Genomic DNA, 17,129 nt, shown 5'->3' on the forward strand with positions numbered 1-17,129 from the left:
CGGGTCGGTTGTCGGTGCTCACCGGGGGATGCCCTTCCGTTTCACGAGGATGGGGCGGCGGCCAGGCGATCGGGGGGAGCGGCGGTTGGGCCAGGGTGATCAGGGGCGATCAGGGGCGTTCGGGGGAGACGGCCAGCAGCGCGGCGGCCAGCGCCTGTCCGTGGGCGCCGAGCTGAATCCGGGTGTTCTGGTGGTGCAGCACCACGGTGCCGTCCGGGTGCTGGGCGACGGCCTCGATGCCGGCCTCGGGCAGCGTCACGCCCCACACCCCGTCGCCGAGGTCGCCGCTGAGGTCGACCGGCTCGGGCAGTACCAGCCCGGCGGCGGCCTGGGCGGCCTCCAGCCGGGCGGCGGCCACGGCCGCCTCGATCGCCGCGGCGGCGGCCCGGCCGCCTTCTTCGCGAAGCTGCTCCCGTAGCCGGTCGGCCTCCTCGCGCACCGCGGTGGTCTCGGCCCGGGCGTCAGTGGCGGCCTGGCGTTCCTGCTCGGCGCGCTGCTCGGCCGCTTCGACACGAGCGCGTTCGCGGTCCAGGTCCTGGCGCAGCCGGTCGGCGTCGCGGGTGGCGCGGGTCAGGGCGGTGCGCAGCTCGTCGAGCTCGCGTTCGCGCTCGGCCAGCTTGGCCTGGTGTTCGGCGAGGGTATGGCGGGCCTGCTCAGCCCGTTCCTCCGCGTCCGCGCGGGCGATCTCGGCGACCTGCTGGGCGGTCTCGGCGAGCTGGCGCGCCTGCGCGGCCTGCTCCAGCCGGCCGCGCAGCAGAGCTCGTTCCTCCTTGAGGTTGCCGGCCTCGGTCACCGCCAGCAGCTCGGAGGCGCGCGCCCTGTCGGCGTCCTGCTCGGCCCGCTTCTTGTCCCGGTCGGCCTGGCGGGCGGCCTGTTCTGCCTGCTCGCGGGCTTTGCGTGCCTCGGCCGCGGCTTGCCTGGCGGCCGTGGCGTCGGCGAGCGCGCGGCGGGCGATCTCCTGGTCATCGCGGCTGGCGGCGGCGGCCTCGTCGGCGGCGCGTTCGGCTTCCCCGATGCGCTCAGCGGAGACGTCGGCAAGGCGCCGCTGCTGCCGGGTGCGCTCCTCCAGCGCCTCGGCCAGGCGGATCGTCGCCGCGGCGTGCTGCTCGAGCTGGGGGGCGATCCGCTCGTCCAGCGCGGCGGTGCGGCGGACGGCCTCGCTCATCGCGCCCTCGTGCCGGGCCCGGCGCTCGCGGTAGGCGCGGGCGCGGCAGGCGTCGGAGCAGTAGGCGCGCTGCCGGCCGGCGCTGGTCACGGCCGGCGGCAGCGTGTTGCCGCAGGACGGCCCGGCGCACCGCGCCGGCTCCTGGGCCGCAGCGGTAGCGGCCGGGTGGTCCTGTCCGTCCGTTTCGCGTGCGTCATCATCCGCAGGCGTGGGGACCCACGGGTCGTTGGGAGGACCGGCCGTAGCGGAAGGATCTTGATGTCCGGTTGCCATGCGGATGACCGTATCAGAAAGTGATGATCGCAAACGAAATTGAAACGTTCGTGATCATCACGAATCAAAATGATCGCGAATCTTACCCACGGGAATGCGGACTCCCACAGGTAAAGCCGCTACGATCAAGGCGTGGACCGGGATGCGAGGCCGCAGGAGATGATCTTGTCAGTCAGGGCGGTGAGCAGCGCGCTGACATCTCTGCGACAACCTGCCAGTGACAGTTTCGTGGCAATGCGCAGCGGGCCCTCTCACGGCGCGGACCCGAACCGTACGACGCGTGGTCGTCTTGCCCGACGGTCGAGGCTCCGAGAACATTCCGGGGAAGCCAGGACAATTCGAACCATCCCCGCCACGGTGCAGTCCGCTGACCTGTCCGAGACCGAGCGCGCCCAATTCGCTGGGGTGTTGCAGGCCATCCGAGCTTCCGGAGCCGGCGGCCTGGAGGGATCTCGCGTGGCCGGCCAGGACCTCGCCGACAAGCTACGCATCGTGCTCCCCGGCGTGGAGGAGGTGACGATCGGCCGCGTGTTGCACAAGGCGGGCATTGAGATCGCCATGCGCGTGCGTGCGGGAGCCTCTCCAGAGGACATCGCCGCAGTCTTCACCATGGCCGCTCTCGATTTGGTCGCACCTGTGCTGGGCGATGGTGCGCCCCGGGGAGGGAGCACGTCCCGGTGAATGCATCGAACCTCTCCGGGGCCCGGTGCTGGATCAGGCATGGTGCCACGATCGCCTCGGCCCCCCGGTCGCTCGTGCCAAGGCATCCTTCACCACTGCGCGGAGCGGTTGCGCCAGCTCACGCCTCTGGCTTCGCGAGGTATGCGGATTCGCTGAAGTGCATCCAGGGAAACGCGTCCGGGTCGCCGTCGATGTCCTTCCGGAGGGCCCGGTGACGGCGCCCACCGGTGAACTGACCGGACTCGGGGGTGCACCGCGGACAGCATCGAACCTGGAGGCAGGACTTCTGGCGCTCGCGGCGTTGTCATTGCCGACTGCGGCAGCCCCGGGAGATCAGGACCGCATCGCTACCGCCGCGGCGATGAAGGACCCGTACGACACTTACCTGGCCAGCCTGGACAGCGACGAGTCGCGACGCACCATGGGCGGATGTCTTGACCGCATCGCCCGGCTCATCCTCGGCCGCCCGCTCGACGATGCGAGCGTCAGCGGGCGCGGCCAGCCATGGTGGCTGCTGCGCTACGAGCACACCGTGCACCTGCGGGCCCAAATCCTCCGGCAGGGCTGGTCGGATGCCTACGTCAACAAACATCTCAGCGCCCTGCGCCGCGTGCTCGAGGAAGCCTGGCTGCTGGGCGGCATCACCGGGGAGGAATACCAGCGAGCCCGCAGCGTCAAGGACGTCAAGGGCGAGCGCCACCCCGCCGGCCGCTACATCCCCGACCAAGTGATCGGCGCGCTCCTGGCCGCCTGCCTGGCCGACGAAACCCCGGCCGGCGCGCGTGACGCCGCACTCATCGCCGTGCTGGACAGCTGTGGCCTGCGCCGCGCCGAAGCCGCGAACCTGGCGATGGACGACTACGGCGCCTTGACCACCGGCATGCTGCGCGTTGTCGGCAAGGGCAACAAGGAACGGCATCTGCCGCTCTCCTCGTTCACCACCGGTCTGCTGGAACGCTGGCTCGCCATCCGGGGCGACGGCCCAGGAGCGCTGTTTCCCCGCCTGGAACGCAACGGCGCCCCGCGGATGAAGAACGGCAGGCCCCGGCACATGCAGCCCCAGGGCATCGCCGACATCCTGACCAAGAGAAGCACCCAGGCGGGCACCCGCCGCGTACGGCCACACGACATGCGCCGCACCTTCATCAGCAACGTGCTACCGGTCGTGGACGCGATCAAGGCCGCCAAACTGGCCGGCCACGCACGACCGGAGACGACCATGGCCTACGACCTACGCCCTGCCGAAGAACTGCGCGACGACATCGAGCGGTTGCGCACCCCTGCCATCCGTCCCCTGAACCACCTGCCGGACGATCAGCGCTTCGCACCGTAGGCCGCGCGCGGGACCCGGACGGGGACCGCTCAGTCAGCTTCAGCAGAGGCGGACGCAAGCGGACGCCAGGGCGTAGCCTCAGCGCTGTCGATGATCGGAGCCGGTCCGGGGGAGGACACGTGATCCAGTGGAAGTCGGTCGCGGAAGATCCGGCGCGGTTCGAACGCGCCATGAAGATTCTCATCCGGCGGCTGCACCCCACCGCGCAGGGCATGGACGGCAGCGGCGGCGACGGCGGCGTCGACGCCTGGCTACAGACCGATCTTGGACCGGTCATCTTCGAGGTCAAGTCGTTCAGCACCCGCCTCACCTCCCCTCGCAGACGGCAGATCGAGAAGTCGCTGGCCACCGCCGCGAAGCACCAGCCGATCGCCTGGCACCTCATCCTGCCGCTGGAGCACACCCCGCCCGAGAAGGCATGGTTCGACGGGCTCCAGACGCAGTACCCGACCATCCTGCTGACCTGGCGGGGCATCGACTGGCTCGACGAGCAGTTCGCCCAGCACGACGATCTGCGCCGCTACGTGGAGGGCAGCGATTACGGCCTGCTGGCCCGCAGCCAGGAGATGCATCTGGAGCAGGCCGCCCTCGCGCGGGTTGCCGACCTGGACGCCCGGCTCGTCACGCTCCACAGCCGCGCTCAGGAGATCTCCCCCTTCTACCGCATCGGCTTTGCCGCCCACGGCGACCGCCGGCGGATCACGATGACCCCGAATCCCGGTACGGGGCAGGTCTCGATCATCCCGCGGCTGCAGGTCGATCCCGGTGACCCCGATGGGCTCCGGGCCCGGCGCGATCTGGAGCAGGTGCTGGCCTACGGCGGCAAGACGGTCATCGAGGGCAGGTTCGTCGAGGCACTGCACGTCTTCGACGCCGATCGCTTGGTCGAGAAGCTCGAACCGTTCGGCGACGGCGACCACGTCCACGTCATGACGCCGCACCAGGACACCGCGCCCGTGCCCTGCCGCCTGCTGGTGCTCACCCCCGACGGCCAAGCCGCCGCGGCGTTGGAGCTGTCGTTGACCACCCGTACCGCCGGGCGCGCGGGTACGTCGGTCCAGGGGACCGACTTGCACGGCGTGGTTCAGGTGCGTCTCCACCTCGACCATCCGCGAGAGGGCGTCTCGATGAGCGGCGGCATGGAGGTGAACCTGTCCGGCCTGGCGGGGCACTGGCCATCAGCGCCGGTGGCCGAAGTGCTCGTGGCCGCCGAGGCGAACGAGGTGATCGAGGTGCAGATGGGGGACAAGCCTGTCGCCCGGGGCCACGCGCGTGAGCCGCTTTCGGCCTCGGTCCTGGAGGCCGCCCGGCTGGTCATCGTCCTGGACGACCTGCGCGAGCTGACCGGTGTTCACTTCCCCACCCCCGCCGCGGTGGCGCCCGCCGAGATGGCGATGCTGAGCGCGCTGCGCGACCTGCACGCCGGAGGCAAGGCCGTCCTGACCCGAGCGACGATCTCCGCGCAGGTCACCGAGCAGGGGCGGGCCCATCTTCTGCAGATGATCGACGACAACAGCGAGTGCGCGCTGACCATCGACATGAGATGGGAGCAGAGCTGCGCCGGGCACAGCTTCCCGCCCGTCGACGTGATCGTCTACGGGCAGCGTGTTCGCCTGACCAACCGTGCTGAGCTCGAAGCAGCTGATGCGCCCGGCGATGGCCGGCGCAGCGCTTACTTCACCTGCCTTGACGATCAGGTCCTGCAGGTCCAGCCGAAGTCGTCGCCGAGCAGCGCGGAAGACTGACCACCATGAAGGAGGAGGCGTCCATGCCACCCTGGGACGTGCCCGCCGGCGCATCAGCGCCACGCGGATAACCATGCGACTGCGTCCGCGGGGCCGCCCGACGGGCGCACACCGTGGCCCGGCCGGAGGCAGAGCCCGGTGCTGGCCCTGGACGTCGACGGCATGCTCAACCCCGATGCCGGGCACGCCCGCGCGCTCGGTCTCGACCTGGCCGCCCTGGGGTACGGCAGGCACCGCTACACCGGCCCGGACGCCGACGGCGACCCGGTCGACCTTGAAGTGTGGCTCCATCCCGCGCACGGCCGTTGGCTGCGCCGCCTGCACGCCGACGGTGTGCACCCGGCCTGGGCCACCAGCTGGGGCGCGCGGGCCGCGACCTGGATCGCTTCCCGGCTGCACCTGCCCGGGCCTGCCGGTCATCGACGTCACCGCGGGCCCGTTCCGGGGCGTTCGCGGCGGCGTCTCCACCAGACGTGCCGCCATCGCGGCCTACGCCGCCGGCAGGCCGCTGTTGTGGATCGACGACGAGTTCGGCCGCCTGGACAGCGTCTGGGCCGAGCAGCGCCTGGTCGACGAGCGGGCGGGGTTGGCCACGCTGCTGCCGGCCACCCATCCCGGCCGCGGCCTGACCGTGGAGCAGATGGAGCAGGCCGACGCCTGGCCGGCGACGACCGTGCCCGGCGGCGGCCACGGTGTTGAACATGGTGCTGAGCACCGCCTCGGCACCACAAGTAAAGGGAACAGCTGAGCCCATGGTCATCTCGCGTCGCACGGCCACCCCGCGGCAGAGCGCCGACGTCCGGGACGCCTTCTTGGCCGTGCTGGAAGCCGCCGCCCCGCAGCGGGCGCAACGACAGGAGCGGACGGCGGGCCTCTGCGGCATGGTGCCCGGCTGGTCATCGACGAGGCCGGGCAGATGCTCGCCCTGGTCAAGCGGTTGCGCGCCGCATCCGGACGGCAGCCCGCCATGCTGGAACAGGTGCTGCGCATCGAGGAGTCCGCGCACGGCAGCGACTACGCCGCCAACTACGCGCTGCGTTGCGCGTTCCTCGCTCAGGGAGAGGACCGGACCTCGTGACGATCCGGCCCGTACCGCCGCCGCCTAACGCCCCGCAAGGCAACCAGCCGACGCATCTCGCGGCGAACGGCTCAGCCTCGCCCCGCCCCGGCCCGGCCCCCGCACGCGACGACACCGTGCCCGCTGTCGAGGGCGGGGCACGCTGGAGTTCCGCTCGAGGCCGTGCGCGGGGGAGCGGGTGTGCCCGTGGCGGCGCGACGCCGATCTGACCGCCTACACCGACCAGGACATGCGGCGGCTGATCGAGGCCGGCCGGGGCGACACCCGGGACGGCGCCTGGAGCCAGGCCGAGGCCGAGCAGATCACCGGCGGCCGCCGGATGGGCTGCCATCTGGACCAGCCGGACACCGCGCACCCGCTGCGGCTGTGCGCGGGCTGGCTGGCTGGCTGTCATCGGCCCGCACCACTTCCGCGCCCGGCTCAGCGTGCTGAGCGGCCAGCTCCCGCTCCAGGCCATTCACCCCGACACCACCACCTGGCCGCCGCTGGTCGCAGACCTGGACGAGCTCTTGGAGCGGCGCGCCAGCCAGCTGGCCGCGCTGGGAATCGATACGGCCATACGAGCCGAGACCGACGTGCCGACCGCAGGCGGCATGGCCGAGCGACCCGCTGGGTCTGGAGCATGATCGGCGAGCAGCCGGGCGAGCGGATCGACGTGCTCGTGCCCACCGCGCTGCGCCTGTCCGGCCGGCGGCCCCGGCACCGCTGACGCCACGGCGCGAGCGTTGGGAGGTGTCACGGGTGCCCTCGTCACGCGGTCGGGCTCCGGAGTCCGGGGGCGGGGGAGCGGACGGCGGGGCCGGGCCGTAGCGTCTCGGTGCTGGCCCGGCAGGTGTCGGAGGTGCGGAAGGTCACGGAAAGGCGCTGCACGCCACGGTCGCGGGCGCCGCCTGCCGCGCGGACCCGGCGCTGCCCGGGGACCTGGTGGCGACGCTGAAGACGCCGGAGGGCTCGCGGTTCTCGGAGCTGGAGCGGCTGCACGGCCCCTCTCTGTCAGACTGCGGTACGACATGCCACGGTCTGATTTCCCCCCTCGCAAGATCAGACCCAGCTCCGATGTGGCCGAGCCCTGCTCTGCGAGATCGTCGTGGCCATGTTCAAGCCACTCGTTCTCGCCCTGACGCTCCTCGGCTCCGGCTTCCAGACCCAGCAGACCCCCGCCTTTGACTGGGCCGCCTGCCCCGGCGACAAGGTCGGCATGGCCTGCGCCGATCTCCAGGTCCCTGTCGACTGGCAGAAACCCGACGGCCGCAAGATCACCCTCAAGCTGGGCCGGCTGAAGGCCACCGGCGTCTCTGAGGGCTCGGTCCTGATCGCGTACGGGGGTCCCGGCGGCCCCGGCATCGCCATAACGCAGGCATACGCACACTGGTGGGCCAACCTGCGCAAACGGATGGACATCGTCACCTGGGACACCCGCGGTTACGGCGAACAGTTCGGCGGCCTCAGCACCGGTCTGCCCTGCGTCTGGACCCGCGTCCCCTTGCCCGAGTTCCCCGCGGACGACGCCGACTTCGGCCGCCTGTCCGACACCAACCGCGGGCACGCCGAAACCTGCCGCAACAAGGACCCCGAGCTGTTCGCGAACATGAGCTCGGCCGACCACGCCAGGGACATGGAGGCCATCAGAAAGGCGCTCGGCGAGTCCCAGCTCAACTTCTACGGCGCCTCATACGCGGGCATCTACGCCCAGGACTACGCTCGGCTGTTTCCCAGCAAGGTGCGCACGATGGTGATCGACGGCACGATCAGCCACGTCGGCGACGACTGGACCGCCGAGATGATCGAAATGGCCAAGCTCAACGAGAAGGTCTTCGCCCGCTTCTTCGACTGGTGTGTCGGAGAGGGCAAGTGCCCGGGAATGCCCGCCCAGTGGCGTGGCCTGATCGCCAAGGCCGAGCGCTCCCCGATCCCCGTCAAGTCCGTCGGCATCGCCTACACCAGCGGCGACCTGCAGGCACTGGCTCTCGGGCTCGCCATGCACGGAAAGGACCACTACACCAAACTGGCCGCGGCCATCGGGAAGGCCGTACGCGGCGACGCCTCCGGCTTCGTGCCGGACCGCGGCGCCCGCTACCCCGACCAGACGACGGGCGTCACCGAGTGCACCGACTGGCCACGCGCTGCCAACCGGGCCGAGCTCGACAAGGCACTCGCCCACGTCCGCAAGGTCGCCCCGAACGCGGGCGCGGCCAACACGCTGTTGACCGGCACCCTGGCATGCATCGGCTGGCCGGTGACCGTCACCAACCCGCCCGCCCCGCTGCCCAAGGGCCTTCCCCCGATGCTCGGCGCGGGCGCCTGGCGCGAGTCCGACGCGGTGGCCCGCGTCCTGAAGCAGGTGCCCGGCAGCGCCACAATTCACAACGACGAGCCGGGGCACACGCTGTACGGGGTCAACGCGTGCGCCCGTGACCACATCGACCGCTACTTCACCGACCGCACCCTGCCCGCCGAGAGCACCTCGTGCTGATCGGCGGTTTGCGACGCGGCGCGTCGGGGTGCGCGCTACCAGTGCGGTACATCGCGGTTGAGGAACCGGGAACTGCACGCCACCATTCTGTTGTCCCATCCGGATTGCCGCCGTCCCTCTCCAGGCCGGCCGGCGGACGAGGGGTGCCGGTAGCGCTTAAGGCAGGCTGAGGCGCCCGGCCAGGTCTCCGCTTGTCCGCTCGTGTCGAACGCCTCCGACCTCGACTTGCGTTTCTTGCCGGCGGGATCGATCCAGCGCACGCGGGCACGGTAGGCGGACGAGCGATCCGGCCTGTGCTCGATGTCGGTCGAAAACGACACTCCCTGGGGGACTGTACTTATCTAGACAGACCCGGTTCTGGATCCCGGGGCCGAAAGAGGCGTTCACCAGCAGCGGAGGTCCGCCGATCACCTCACATGAGCGGATTTCCGAGTCGTGCCACCCTGAGTAAGGACATCGCCGCTCAATGGAATGGGATCCGGTTGCTCAATCGATGGAGTATTGGTAGCGGAAATACCAGCCCGGCAGGAGCTTGTAGCCGGGCACGCCGCTTTCGGAGTAGAAACAGGGAGAACTGTAGACGTCCGGCGGATCGTTCAGTGCGGCGCTGTATGCGTTGCAGGTGGTCTCGGCGCTGAAGGGTCCCTGGTACGCGACCCGGTACGTACGGCCGGCGGACGCGTCCGCGATCCCGCCGGATACCGCTAACATGCTGACGACGCCCATCGTCAACGCCGCCAGGCGCACTCGATGTCCAGCCATTTTAAAGCTCCTTTTCTACATCCTGGACATGGCTGAGAACACAGGTCATTCTGACACGAATTACTCGGAGCGCATAGGCGCTAAAGCGCCGCCGGACCTGCGGTGCATAAACCACAAACTCCGCCGGATGACCGGATCGAACGGTGCTTGCTTATTCACCAGGTCCTGTGATCTGGTGTCAGGCGAGTGAGGGGAGGGGCGGTAGCCGGGTCCTGCCGCCGACCGCCGACCGATGATGGTTGCCCCCGAGGCCGGCGATCACCGGGTGGAACGCAGGTCCTCACGGGCGGCCGGGCGGCCGGTGGCGAGCAGGAGGAGGTCGGCCGCCGGGCCGCGCACCTCGCGCGGTCCCTCGCCCGCCGTAGAACTTGCCCGCCACCACGTGGTCGAGCGCCGCGACTGCCGCCTCGGCGGGCATGTCACGCGTACGGCCCAGCGGGCGGGCCATGTCCTGACCGTGGACGAGCGCGTCGACCAGCGGGTCGAGCGGGCTCGCGCCCGGAGCGCGGGACCCCCTGACCGGCCACACCGGCTCGGTTTACGCGGCGGCGTGCACCATGCTGGACGGCCGCCCCGTCGCCGTCACCGCCTCCGACGATGCGACGGTGCGGGTCTGGGACCTGCCCGCGCGGCGTTTTACGGATGTAATCACTCTGCCGAATGCGAGCGGAGGTGTCGCTGTCGCAAATGACGGCTCACTCGTGTGCAGCTTCGGTAGTGACCTGACAATTTTTCGCCGCTGAGTCCAGCCTGAGGGGCACCTACAAGATCGGCGGCCCTCGCAGACAGACGGCTCGTATGGCCATCAGACCCCGCACAGCACCTCCAGCAGGGCGTCATCGAGCGGCGCGCCGAGGCACTGGAGCTGTACACCGAGATGTACGAGCTGACCAGCGACGAGAACTCGGGGATGACGCCGAGCGTGGCGGCGCTCACCCGGACGCACGCTCGCGGCGCCATCGCGCTCTGCCTGAGCGAGCTGGGACGGCACGCCGAGGCGATCCCCGCCTACATCGAGGCGCTCACCCTCTTCGAGCAGTTCCCGGTGGCCCCCCTCCAAGGGCCGCTGCATGGTGCGCCTCGCCGAATCGCCGGCCGCGGCGGGCCGGATCGGCGAGAGCCGACAGACCTACCTTCGAGCGGCGGAGGTGTTCGAGGCGGTCGGCGACCCGGAGGCGGCCGCCCGCCTCCGGGGCCTGGCCTCCGGCTGAGCCGGCCGGGATCGGAGAAGCGGCAGGGGCCGCGGAGCAGGCGGCGCAATGGCTAGTGAGCCGGTCTTGAAATTCTGTCGCGGCAACGGCAGATGCGGTCGAGGATCTGGTCGGCGGGAGAAGGCCAAGCGGCAGCTGGGCTGGCGGCCGGGGTATCCGAGTTGCCGGGACGGCCTACGGCACGTGCGCCCGGCGGGCAACGGCTGCCCGCCAGTCACCTCTGTCACACGTACAACTGCAGCAGGTCCTCCTCGGTCTCCCTGCGGACGATCACCCGGTCCGTCCCCTCGAACACGGCGATCACGGGCGGCCTCGGCACGTGGTTGTAGTTGCTGGCCATCGAGCGCTGGTAGGCCCCCGACACGGGCACGGCGAGCAGGTCTCCCGGGCGCAGGTCGGCGGGCAGCGGGATGTCGCGTACGAGGTAGTCGCCGCTCTCGCAGTGCTTGCCGACCACGTCCACTCGTTCGAGCGGCGCGTCCGAGGCGCGGGAGGCGAGCGCGGCGGTGTACGGGGAGCCGTACATGGCGGGCCGCGGGTTGTCGCTCATGCCGCCGTCGACGCTGACGTAGGTCCCCTTGACGGTGCCGACCCGGTAAAGGGCGACTGTGGTGGGCCCGGCGATGGAGCGGCCGGGTTCGACGGCCAGGTCGAGCCCGCCGACCTCCTTGCGCAGGACCGCGACCACGTCGGACGGGGTGGGCGGCTCCGGGTCGCCCGGCCGGTAGGCGACGCCCAGCCCGCCGCCGAGGTCGAGGCGGGTGACGCCGACGCTGCCGGCGAAGTCGGCCATGCGGCGGGCCGCCAGGGCGAAGCCCTGGGTGTCGAAGAGCTGGGATCCGATGTGGGAGTGCAGGCCGTACAGCTCGAGTCCCGGCGTGTCCCTGACGGCGCGTACGGCGCGCAGCGCGTCGCCGTTGGACAGGGAGAAGCCGAACTTGGAGTCCTCACCGCCGGTGGCGATGGCCTTGTGGGTGGCGGCGTCCACGCCGGGGGTGACGCGGATCATGACCCGCTGGCGGGCGCCGAGCGAGGTGAGCCGTTCGAGCTCGGTGAAGGAGTCGACGACGATGCAGCCGACGCCCCACTCCACGGCGCGGCGCAGCTCGTCGAGGGACTTGTTGTTCCCGTGGAAGACCACCCGCTCGGGCGGCATGCCGCCGGCCATGGCGACCGCGAGCTCGCCGCCGGTGCACACGTCCAGGGACAGCCCCAGGTCGGCGAGCCAGCGAACCACCTCGGGGCACAGGAACGCCTTGCCGCCGTAGTGGACGTCGCCGTCGGGCAGCGCGTCGAGCCAGGCGCGGCAGCGGGCCTCGAAGTCGGCCCGGTCCAGCAGGTAGGCGGGGGTTCCGTGGCGTTGTGCGAGCTCCGTGGCGGACAGGCCGCCCAGGTGCAGCTCGCCGCTGGTCCAGGTGGCGGTGCGGGGCCAGATGGTCATGGCCGCACACCCTAGGGACTGAGTCGTCCAGATCTTCATGAGCATCGAAGAATTTGAGGCTCAGGGCCAGAACCCTTCACGTTCGTTGGGCTCCCCCCGCATCGGCCGTCACCATGTCCGCCATGCGAAAACACCTGGTCATCGCGATGATCGCAGTCTGCGCCCTGTCCGCGGGCTGCGGCAGGTCCACCTCCGGTACGGCGGCGCGCACGGATCCCTCGGCCGCGGGCAAGAGCGCCAAGGAGCTCGTGCCCGACCAGGTCCGGAAGTCGGGCGAGCTGCGGATGGCGACCTCCGAGGGCTATCCGCCGATGGAGATGTACAAGCCGGGCACGCAGGAGCTGACCGGCGTGGACATCGACCTGGCGGCGGCGATCGCCGGACGGCTCGGCCTCAAGGTGACGACGACGAACGCCGCCTTCGACGGGCTCATCCCTGGCCTGCAGGCGGGCCGCTGGGACATCGCCATGTCCTCGCTGAGCGACACCGAGCAGCGCCGCAAGGCGGTCGACTTCGTCGACTACTTCAACGCCGGCGGCTCGATCATGGTCAAGAAGGGGAACCCCGAGGGCATCAAGACGCTCGAGGACCTGTGCGGCAAGAAGGTCGTGCTGGCCAAGGGCAGCTCGAACCTGGACATCGGCCTGCGGCAGAACGACAAGTGCGCGCAGAAGATGCAGATCATGCAGAGCGAGGACGCCCCCACCGGGCTGCTGACGATCGACTCCGGCCGCAGCGTGGCCACGATCGTCGACTCACCCGTCGGCCACATGTACGCCAAGGAGACCGGCAAGTACGACGTGCTGCCCGAGCAGTACGACGCCGGCCCGTGGGGCATCGCGATCGACAAGCGCAACCCCGCGCTGCGCGACGCGGTGGCCAAGGCGCTGCAGGAACTGGTCGACAGCGGCGAGTACAAGCAGATCCTGGACAAGTACGGCACGGCCGCCAACGCGCTGCCGAAGATCACTATCAACACCGGCGCGTCATGACCGAACTCCCCGTCAATGCCGTCGCGCCGCGGCGGCCCGGCCGGATGGTGGCCGGGGCCGCCGCGGGCCTGGTGCTGATCTGGCTCGCCTACACGATCACCGTGAACGAGAACCTGCACTGGGACGTGGTGGTCGAGTACCTGTTCGACGGCCGGGTGCTGGGCGGGCTCGGCGTGACGATCGCGCTGACGCTCCTGTCGATGGTCCTCGGCGTGGCGCTGGGCGTGCTCGCGGCGGTGATGCAGCTGTCGGACAGCCCGGTGCTGCGCGGCGCGGCGGGGCTGTACACGTGGTTCTTCCGCGGCACACCCCTGCTGGTGCAGCTGATCTTCTGGTTCAACATCGGGCTGGTGTTCCCGGTGATCGGGGTCGGGATCCCCTTCGGCGGTCCGATGTTCGTGGAATGGCAGGCCAACACGCTGGTGACGCCGTTCGTGGCGGCGGCGTTGGGTCTGACGATCAACGAGGGCGCCTACATGGCCGAGATCGTCCGGGCGGGCATCCGCTCGGTGGATCCCGGGCAGCGGGAGGCGGCCGAGGCGCTCGGTATGTCGCACAGGCAGATCCTGCGCCGGGTGGTGCTGCCGCAGGCGATGCGGGTGATCATCCCGCCGACGGGCAACCAGTTCGTCTCGATGCTGAAGACGACCTCGATGGTGTCGGTGATCGCGGGCGCGGAGCTGCTGACCGTGGCCCAGCGCATCTACCTGGGCAACTTCGAGGTGATCGCGCTGCTGATCGTGGCGTCGATGTGGTACCTGGTGCTGACCAGCGTGGCCAGCGTCGGCCAGCACTTCCTGGAGAAGCGGTTCGCGCGGGGTGAGCGGTCATGAGCATGGTGCGCATCCAGTCCGTCCGCAAGCGGTACGGCTCGCTGGAAGTACTCAAGGGCGTCAGCCTGGACGTGCGGGAGGGCGGCGTCGTCTGCGTCGTCGGCCCCTCGGGATCCGGCAAGTCCACCCTGCTGCGCTGCGTGAACCGGCTGGAGACGATCGACTCCGGCCGCATCTGGGTGGACGGCCGGCTGATCGGCTTCCGCGAGCACGGCGACCGGCTGCACCTTCTGCGGCCCGACGAGCTCTGCGAGCAGCGGCAGAAGATCGGCATGGTGTTCCAGCGCTTCCACCTCTTCCCGCACATGACGGCGCTGCAGAACGTCATGGAGGGCCCCCGCACGGTCCTGCGCGCCTCGCGCGCCGCCGCTGCCAGGCAGGCGGGCGAGCTGCTGGAGCGGGTGGGGCTGGCCGACCGCGCCCACCACTACCCCGCCCAGCTGTCCGGCGGGCAGCAGCAGCGGGTCGCGATCGCCAGGAGCCTGGCGATGAACCCGAAGGTGATGCTCTTCGACGAGCCGACCAGCGCGCTGGACCCCGAACTGGTGCAGGAGGTGCTGGCCGTGATGCGGGACCTGGCCGCCAGCGGCATGACAATGATCGTGGTGACCCACGAGATGGGGTTCGCCCGGGAGGCAGGTGATCACTTGGTGTTCATCGACGACGGCGTGATCGTGGAGGAAGGACCTCCGCGCGAGGTGCTGTCCCGCCCGCGCCACGAGCGCACCCGCGCGTTCCTGGGGCAGGTGCTTTGAACCTCGACCTGTTGATCCGCGGCGGCCAGGTCGCCGACGGCACCGGCACTCCCTTGCGCCCGGCCGACGTGGGCGTGCGCGAGGGCCGCGTCGTCCTGCTGCCCCCCACGGGGGAGGCCGCGGCGCGGGAGGTCCTCGACGCCGCCGGCCTGGTGGTCGCCCCCGGCTTCATCGACGTGCACACACACTCCGACGCCGCCACCCTGCTGGGTCCCGAGGCATGGGAACTGGCCGCCGCGCCTGTCCGGATGGGGGTGACGGTCGAGATCAGCGGCAACTGCGGGTCGGGGCTCTTCCCCGCGCTGCCCGAGCGGATCCCGGAGATGCGGGCCTCAAGCCGCGTCGGTTTCGGCGGCAACGTACCTATATTTGAGGACTTCGAGGGCTTCGCGGCGGCCCATGCGGACGCTCCCCGGTCGAACCACCTGGCCTCACTGGTGGGGCACGGCACCCTCCGGGCCGGGGTCGTGGGCTACGCGGACCGGGCGGCCACGCCGTACGAGCTTGACGTCATGTGCGACCTGCTGGACCGGGCGCTCGCCCAGGGCGCGGCCGGCCTGTCGACCGGCCTGATCTACACGCCGGGCACGTACGGCGGCACCGACGAGGTGGTGGCGCTGGCCAGGGTCGCGGCACGGTACGGCAGGCCGTACGTGACGCACCTGCGCGACGAGATGGCGCGCGTCGAGGAGGCGCTGGAGGAGGCGGTGAGGATCGCCCGCAGGAGCGGCGCGGCGCTGCACGTCTCCCACCACAAGACGGCGGGCAAGTACGCCTGGGGCCGCACCGAGCGCACGCTGGCCTACCTGTCCGAGCTGCGCGCCGGCGGGATGGACGTCACCTGCGACGTCTACCCCTACACCGAGGCGTCGACGTCGCTGTCAGCGATGCTGCCGCCGTGGGCCAACGACGGCGGAACCGGTGCCCTGCTGGAGCGACTGCGGAACCCCGCGCAGCGGGAGCGGATGCGGCGGGCGATCGCCGAGGGCGTGCCCGGCTGGGAGAACACGGTCGGCAACGGCGGCTGGGACCGCATCTCGGTGGCGTGCGCCGTGCGCAACCCGGAGGTCGAGGGGCGCACGATCGCCTCGCTCGGCGGCGATCCGGTGGACGCGGCGGCCGAGCTGCTGCTGGCCGAGGAGGGCGAGGTGACGATCATCAGCCACTCGATGCGGGAGGACGACGTGCGGCGGGTGCTCGCGTGCGACTTCTCGATGATCGGCTCGGACGGAGTGCCCAAGCCGGGACATCCGCACCCGCGGCTGGCGGGCACGTTCCCGCGGGTGCTCGGACGGTACGTCAGGGAGCAGGGGCTGCTGTCGCTGGAGACGGCCGTGGCGAAGATGACCGGCATGGCGGCGGCGCGTTTCGGGCTGCGGGACCGGGGCGCGGTCCGTGACGGAGCGCACGCCGATCTCGTGCTGTTCGACCCGGCCACGGTGGCCGACGGGGCGACCTACCAGGATCCGCTGCAGCCGCCGGACGGGTTGCGCGCCGTGGTGGTGGCCGGGCAGGTCGCGGTCCGCGACGGCGACCTGACGGCGGCCCGCCCCGGAGGGGTGGTCACGCCGTGAGCGCCCCCAAGACCCTGGAGGAGATCGCCGAGGCCTGCCCGGGGACGCTGGCGGTGGCCGTCCGCGGCTCCGGCGCGCCGGAGCCGGCCGTCAACGCCGACGTGGAGCTGCCGCTGGCCAGCGTGGGGAAGCTGCTGCTGCTGGCGGAGGTGGCGATGTCCCTCGAAGGCGGCATCCTCGACGCCGAGGAGCCGGTGGAGCTGGTCGACGACGACTACTGCGGCGGGTCCGGCCTGCTGCTCGGACTGTCGCAGCGGCGGTGGACGGTCGGCGACCTGGCGCTGCTGACCGCGGCGGTCAGCGACAACACCGCGACGAACGCGCTGCTGCGCCGCGTTGGCCTGGACCGGGTCAACGCGGCCGCCGCGGCGCTAGGGCTGACCAGGACGCGGCTGCTCGACCGCATCCGCGAGCCGCGCACGCCCGCCGACCCGCCGACGTTCGCGCTGGGGACGGCCGGGGAACTGGCTGGGCTGGCATCGCTGGTCGGGGGCGGCGCGGGGTGGCAGGTGCAGCTGCGCGAGTGGATGCTGGCCAACACCGACCACGGCCTGGTCCCCGCGCTGCTGCGGCACGACCTGGAGGCGGCGTGGCTGGCCAACAAGACCGGCACCGATGAGGGGATCCGCACGGACGTGGGGCTGATGGGCGGGGTCGCGTACGCGGTCCTCGCACACGGTCCCGCAGGCTCCGAACAGGCCCTGGTCCACGCGGTACGGCAGGCGGGCCTCTTCATCGCCCGTCTTCGACCCTGACGCCCTGGCCAGGCGGCGCCCACCGGGCCCCTGAAGCTTAGGCGGGCGTCGCGGTCGG

18 protein-coding genes are annotated in these 17,129 nt (G+C 71.1%); 14 read left to right on the top strand and 4 right to left on the bottom strand.

All coding sequences use genetic code 11. The features are described from left to right. Positions 1-109: 109 nt before the first annotated feature. Positions 110-1,255, bottom strand: coding sequence for a hypothetical protein (locus SMD20_RS48015; RefSeq protein WP_329594636.1), 1,146 nt, complete (start codon positions 1,253-1,255; stop codon positions 110-112). A 639-nt stretch (positions 1,256-1,894) separates the two neighbouring features. Between SMD20_RS48015 and SMD20_RS48020 the strand changes: the two genes are divergently transcribed. The 7 genes from SMD20_RS48020 to SMD20_RS48050 all read left to right on the top strand — a co-directional run bounded on the left by SMD20_RS48020 (position 1,895) and on the right by SMD20_RS48050 (position 8,748). Then, positions 1,895-2,119 (top strand): hypothetical protein, encoded by a 225-nt coding sequence (locus SMD20_RS48020; RefSeq protein ID WP_329594638.1) that lies wholly within the window; start codon positions 1,895-1,897, stop codon positions 2,117-2,119. Positions 2,120-2,330: 211 nt separating this feature from the next. Continuing rightward, entirely contained in the window at positions 2,331-3,452 is a 1,122-nt protein-coding gene (locus SMD20_RS48025; protein WP_329594640.1) for a tyrosine-type recombinase/integrase, read from the top strand. 119 nt (positions 3,453-3,571) lie between these two features. Further along, positions 3,572-5,197, top strand: a complete 1,626-nt coding sequence (locus tag SMD20_RS48030; RefSeq protein WP_329594642.1) for a hypothetical protein — start codon at positions 3,572-3,574, stop codon at positions 5,195-5,197. 331 nt (positions 5,198-5,528) lie between these two features. Beyond that, positions 5,529-5,945: a hypothetical protein gene (locus SMD20_RS48035; protein ID WP_329594644.1), complete on the top strand. Its 417-nt coding sequence runs from the start codon at positions 5,529-5,531 to the stop codon at positions 5,943-5,945. A gap of 168 nt (positions 5,946-6,113) precedes the next feature. Next, entirely contained in the window at positions 6,114-6,275 is a 162-nt protein-coding gene (locus SMD20_RS48040) for a hypothetical protein (protein WP_329594646.1), read from the top strand. Positions 6,276-6,453: 178 nt separating this feature from the next. Continuing rightward, a complete protein-coding gene (locus SMD20_RS48045) occupies positions 6,454-6,984 on the top strand; it encodes a hypothetical protein (protein ID WP_329594648.1) in 531 nt (176 codons plus the stop codon). 384 nt (positions 6,985-7,368) lie between these two features. After that, on the top strand, positions 7,369-8,748 hold the full coding sequence (locus SMD20_RS48050) for an alpha/beta fold hydrolase (protein ID WP_329594650.1): 1,380 nt from the start codon (positions 7,369-7,371) through the stop codon (positions 8,746-8,748). A gap of 486 nt (positions 8,749-9,234) precedes the next feature. Here SMD20_RS48050 and SMD20_RS48055 read toward each other — a convergent pair whose 3' ends face one another. Both SMD20_RS48055 and SMD20_RS48060 read right to left on the bottom strand, forming a co-directional pair. Next, entirely contained in the window at positions 9,235-9,510 is a 276-nt protein-coding gene (locus SMD20_RS48055) for a hypothetical protein (protein WP_329594652.1), read from the bottom strand. Between the two features lie 280 nt (positions 9,511-9,790). After that, a complete protein-coding gene (locus tag SMD20_RS48060) occupies positions 9,791-10,039 on the bottom strand; it encodes a hypothetical protein (RefSeq protein WP_329594654.1) in 249 nt (82 codons plus the stop codon). Positions 10,040-10,067: 28 nt separating this feature from the next. Between SMD20_RS48060 and SMD20_RS48605 the strand changes: the two genes are divergently transcribed. Both SMD20_RS48605 and SMD20_RS48065 read left to right on the top strand, forming a co-directional pair. Further along, positions 10,068-10,253 (top strand): hypothetical protein, encoded by a 186-nt coding sequence (locus tag SMD20_RS48605; RefSeq protein ID WP_442942655.1) that lies wholly within the window; start codon positions 10,068-10,070, stop codon positions 10,251-10,253. A 327-nt stretch (positions 10,254-10,580) separates the two neighbouring features. Beyond that, entirely contained in the window at positions 10,581-10,721 is a 141-nt protein-coding gene (locus tag SMD20_RS48065) for a hypothetical protein (protein WP_329594656.1), read from the top strand. Between the two features lie 223 nt (positions 10,722-10,944). Here SMD20_RS48065 and lysA read toward each other — a convergent pair whose 3' ends face one another. Next, complete coding sequence (gene lysA / locus SMD20_RS48070) at positions 10,945-12,162, bottom strand: diaminopimelate decarboxylase (protein WP_329594658.1); 1,218 nt, start codon at positions 12,160-12,162, stop codon at positions 10,945-10,947. Between the two features lie 122 nt (positions 12,163-12,284). Here lysA and SMD20_RS48075 point away from each other — a divergent pair, with 122 nt between their 5' ends. From SMD20_RS48075 to SMD20_RS48095, 5 genes are read left to right on the top strand one after another with little or no spacing between them, the layout of a single operon-like run. After that, entirely contained in the window at positions 12,285-13,154 is an 870-nt protein-coding gene (locus SMD20_RS48075; protein WP_329594659.1) for an ABC transporter substrate-binding protein, read from the top strand. Next, positions 13,151-13,987, top strand: coding sequence for an amino acid ABC transporter permease (locus SMD20_RS48080; protein WP_091077804.1), 837 nt, complete (start codon positions 13,151-13,153; stop codon positions 13,985-13,987). Before SMD20_RS48075 ends, SMD20_RS48080 begins: the two co-directional genes overlap by 4 nt. Continuing rightward, the gene (locus tag SMD20_RS48085; RefSeq protein WP_329594662.1) at positions 13,984-14,742 is read left to right on the top strand and encodes an amino acid ABC transporter ATP-binding protein; all 759 of its coding nucleotides are present in this window, start codon (positions 13,984-13,986) and stop codon (positions 14,740-14,742) included. Before SMD20_RS48080 ends, SMD20_RS48085 begins: the two co-directional genes overlap by 4 nt. After that, positions 14,739-16,316: an N-acyl-D-amino-acid deacylase family protein gene (locus SMD20_RS48090; RefSeq protein WP_329594664.1), complete on the top strand. Its 1,578-nt coding sequence runs from the start codon at positions 14,739-14,741 to the stop codon at positions 16,314-16,316. The genes SMD20_RS48085 and SMD20_RS48090 overlap by 4 nt, the downstream gene beginning before the upstream one ends. Next, the gene (locus SMD20_RS48095; protein WP_329594665.1) at positions 16,313-17,071 is read left to right on the top strand and encodes a serine hydrolase; all 759 of its coding nucleotides are present in this window, start codon (positions 16,313-16,315) and stop codon (positions 17,069-17,071) included. The genes SMD20_RS48090 and SMD20_RS48095 overlap by 4 nt, the downstream gene beginning before the upstream one ends. Positions 17,072-17,129 lie beyond the last annotated feature (58 nt).

The organism is Nonomuraea sp. LP-02 (genome assembly GCF_036289125.1).
GTDB classification, from domain to species: domain Bacteria; phylum Actinomycetota; class Actinomycetes; order Streptosporangiales; family Streptosporangiaceae; genus Nonomuraea; species Nonomuraea bangladeshensis.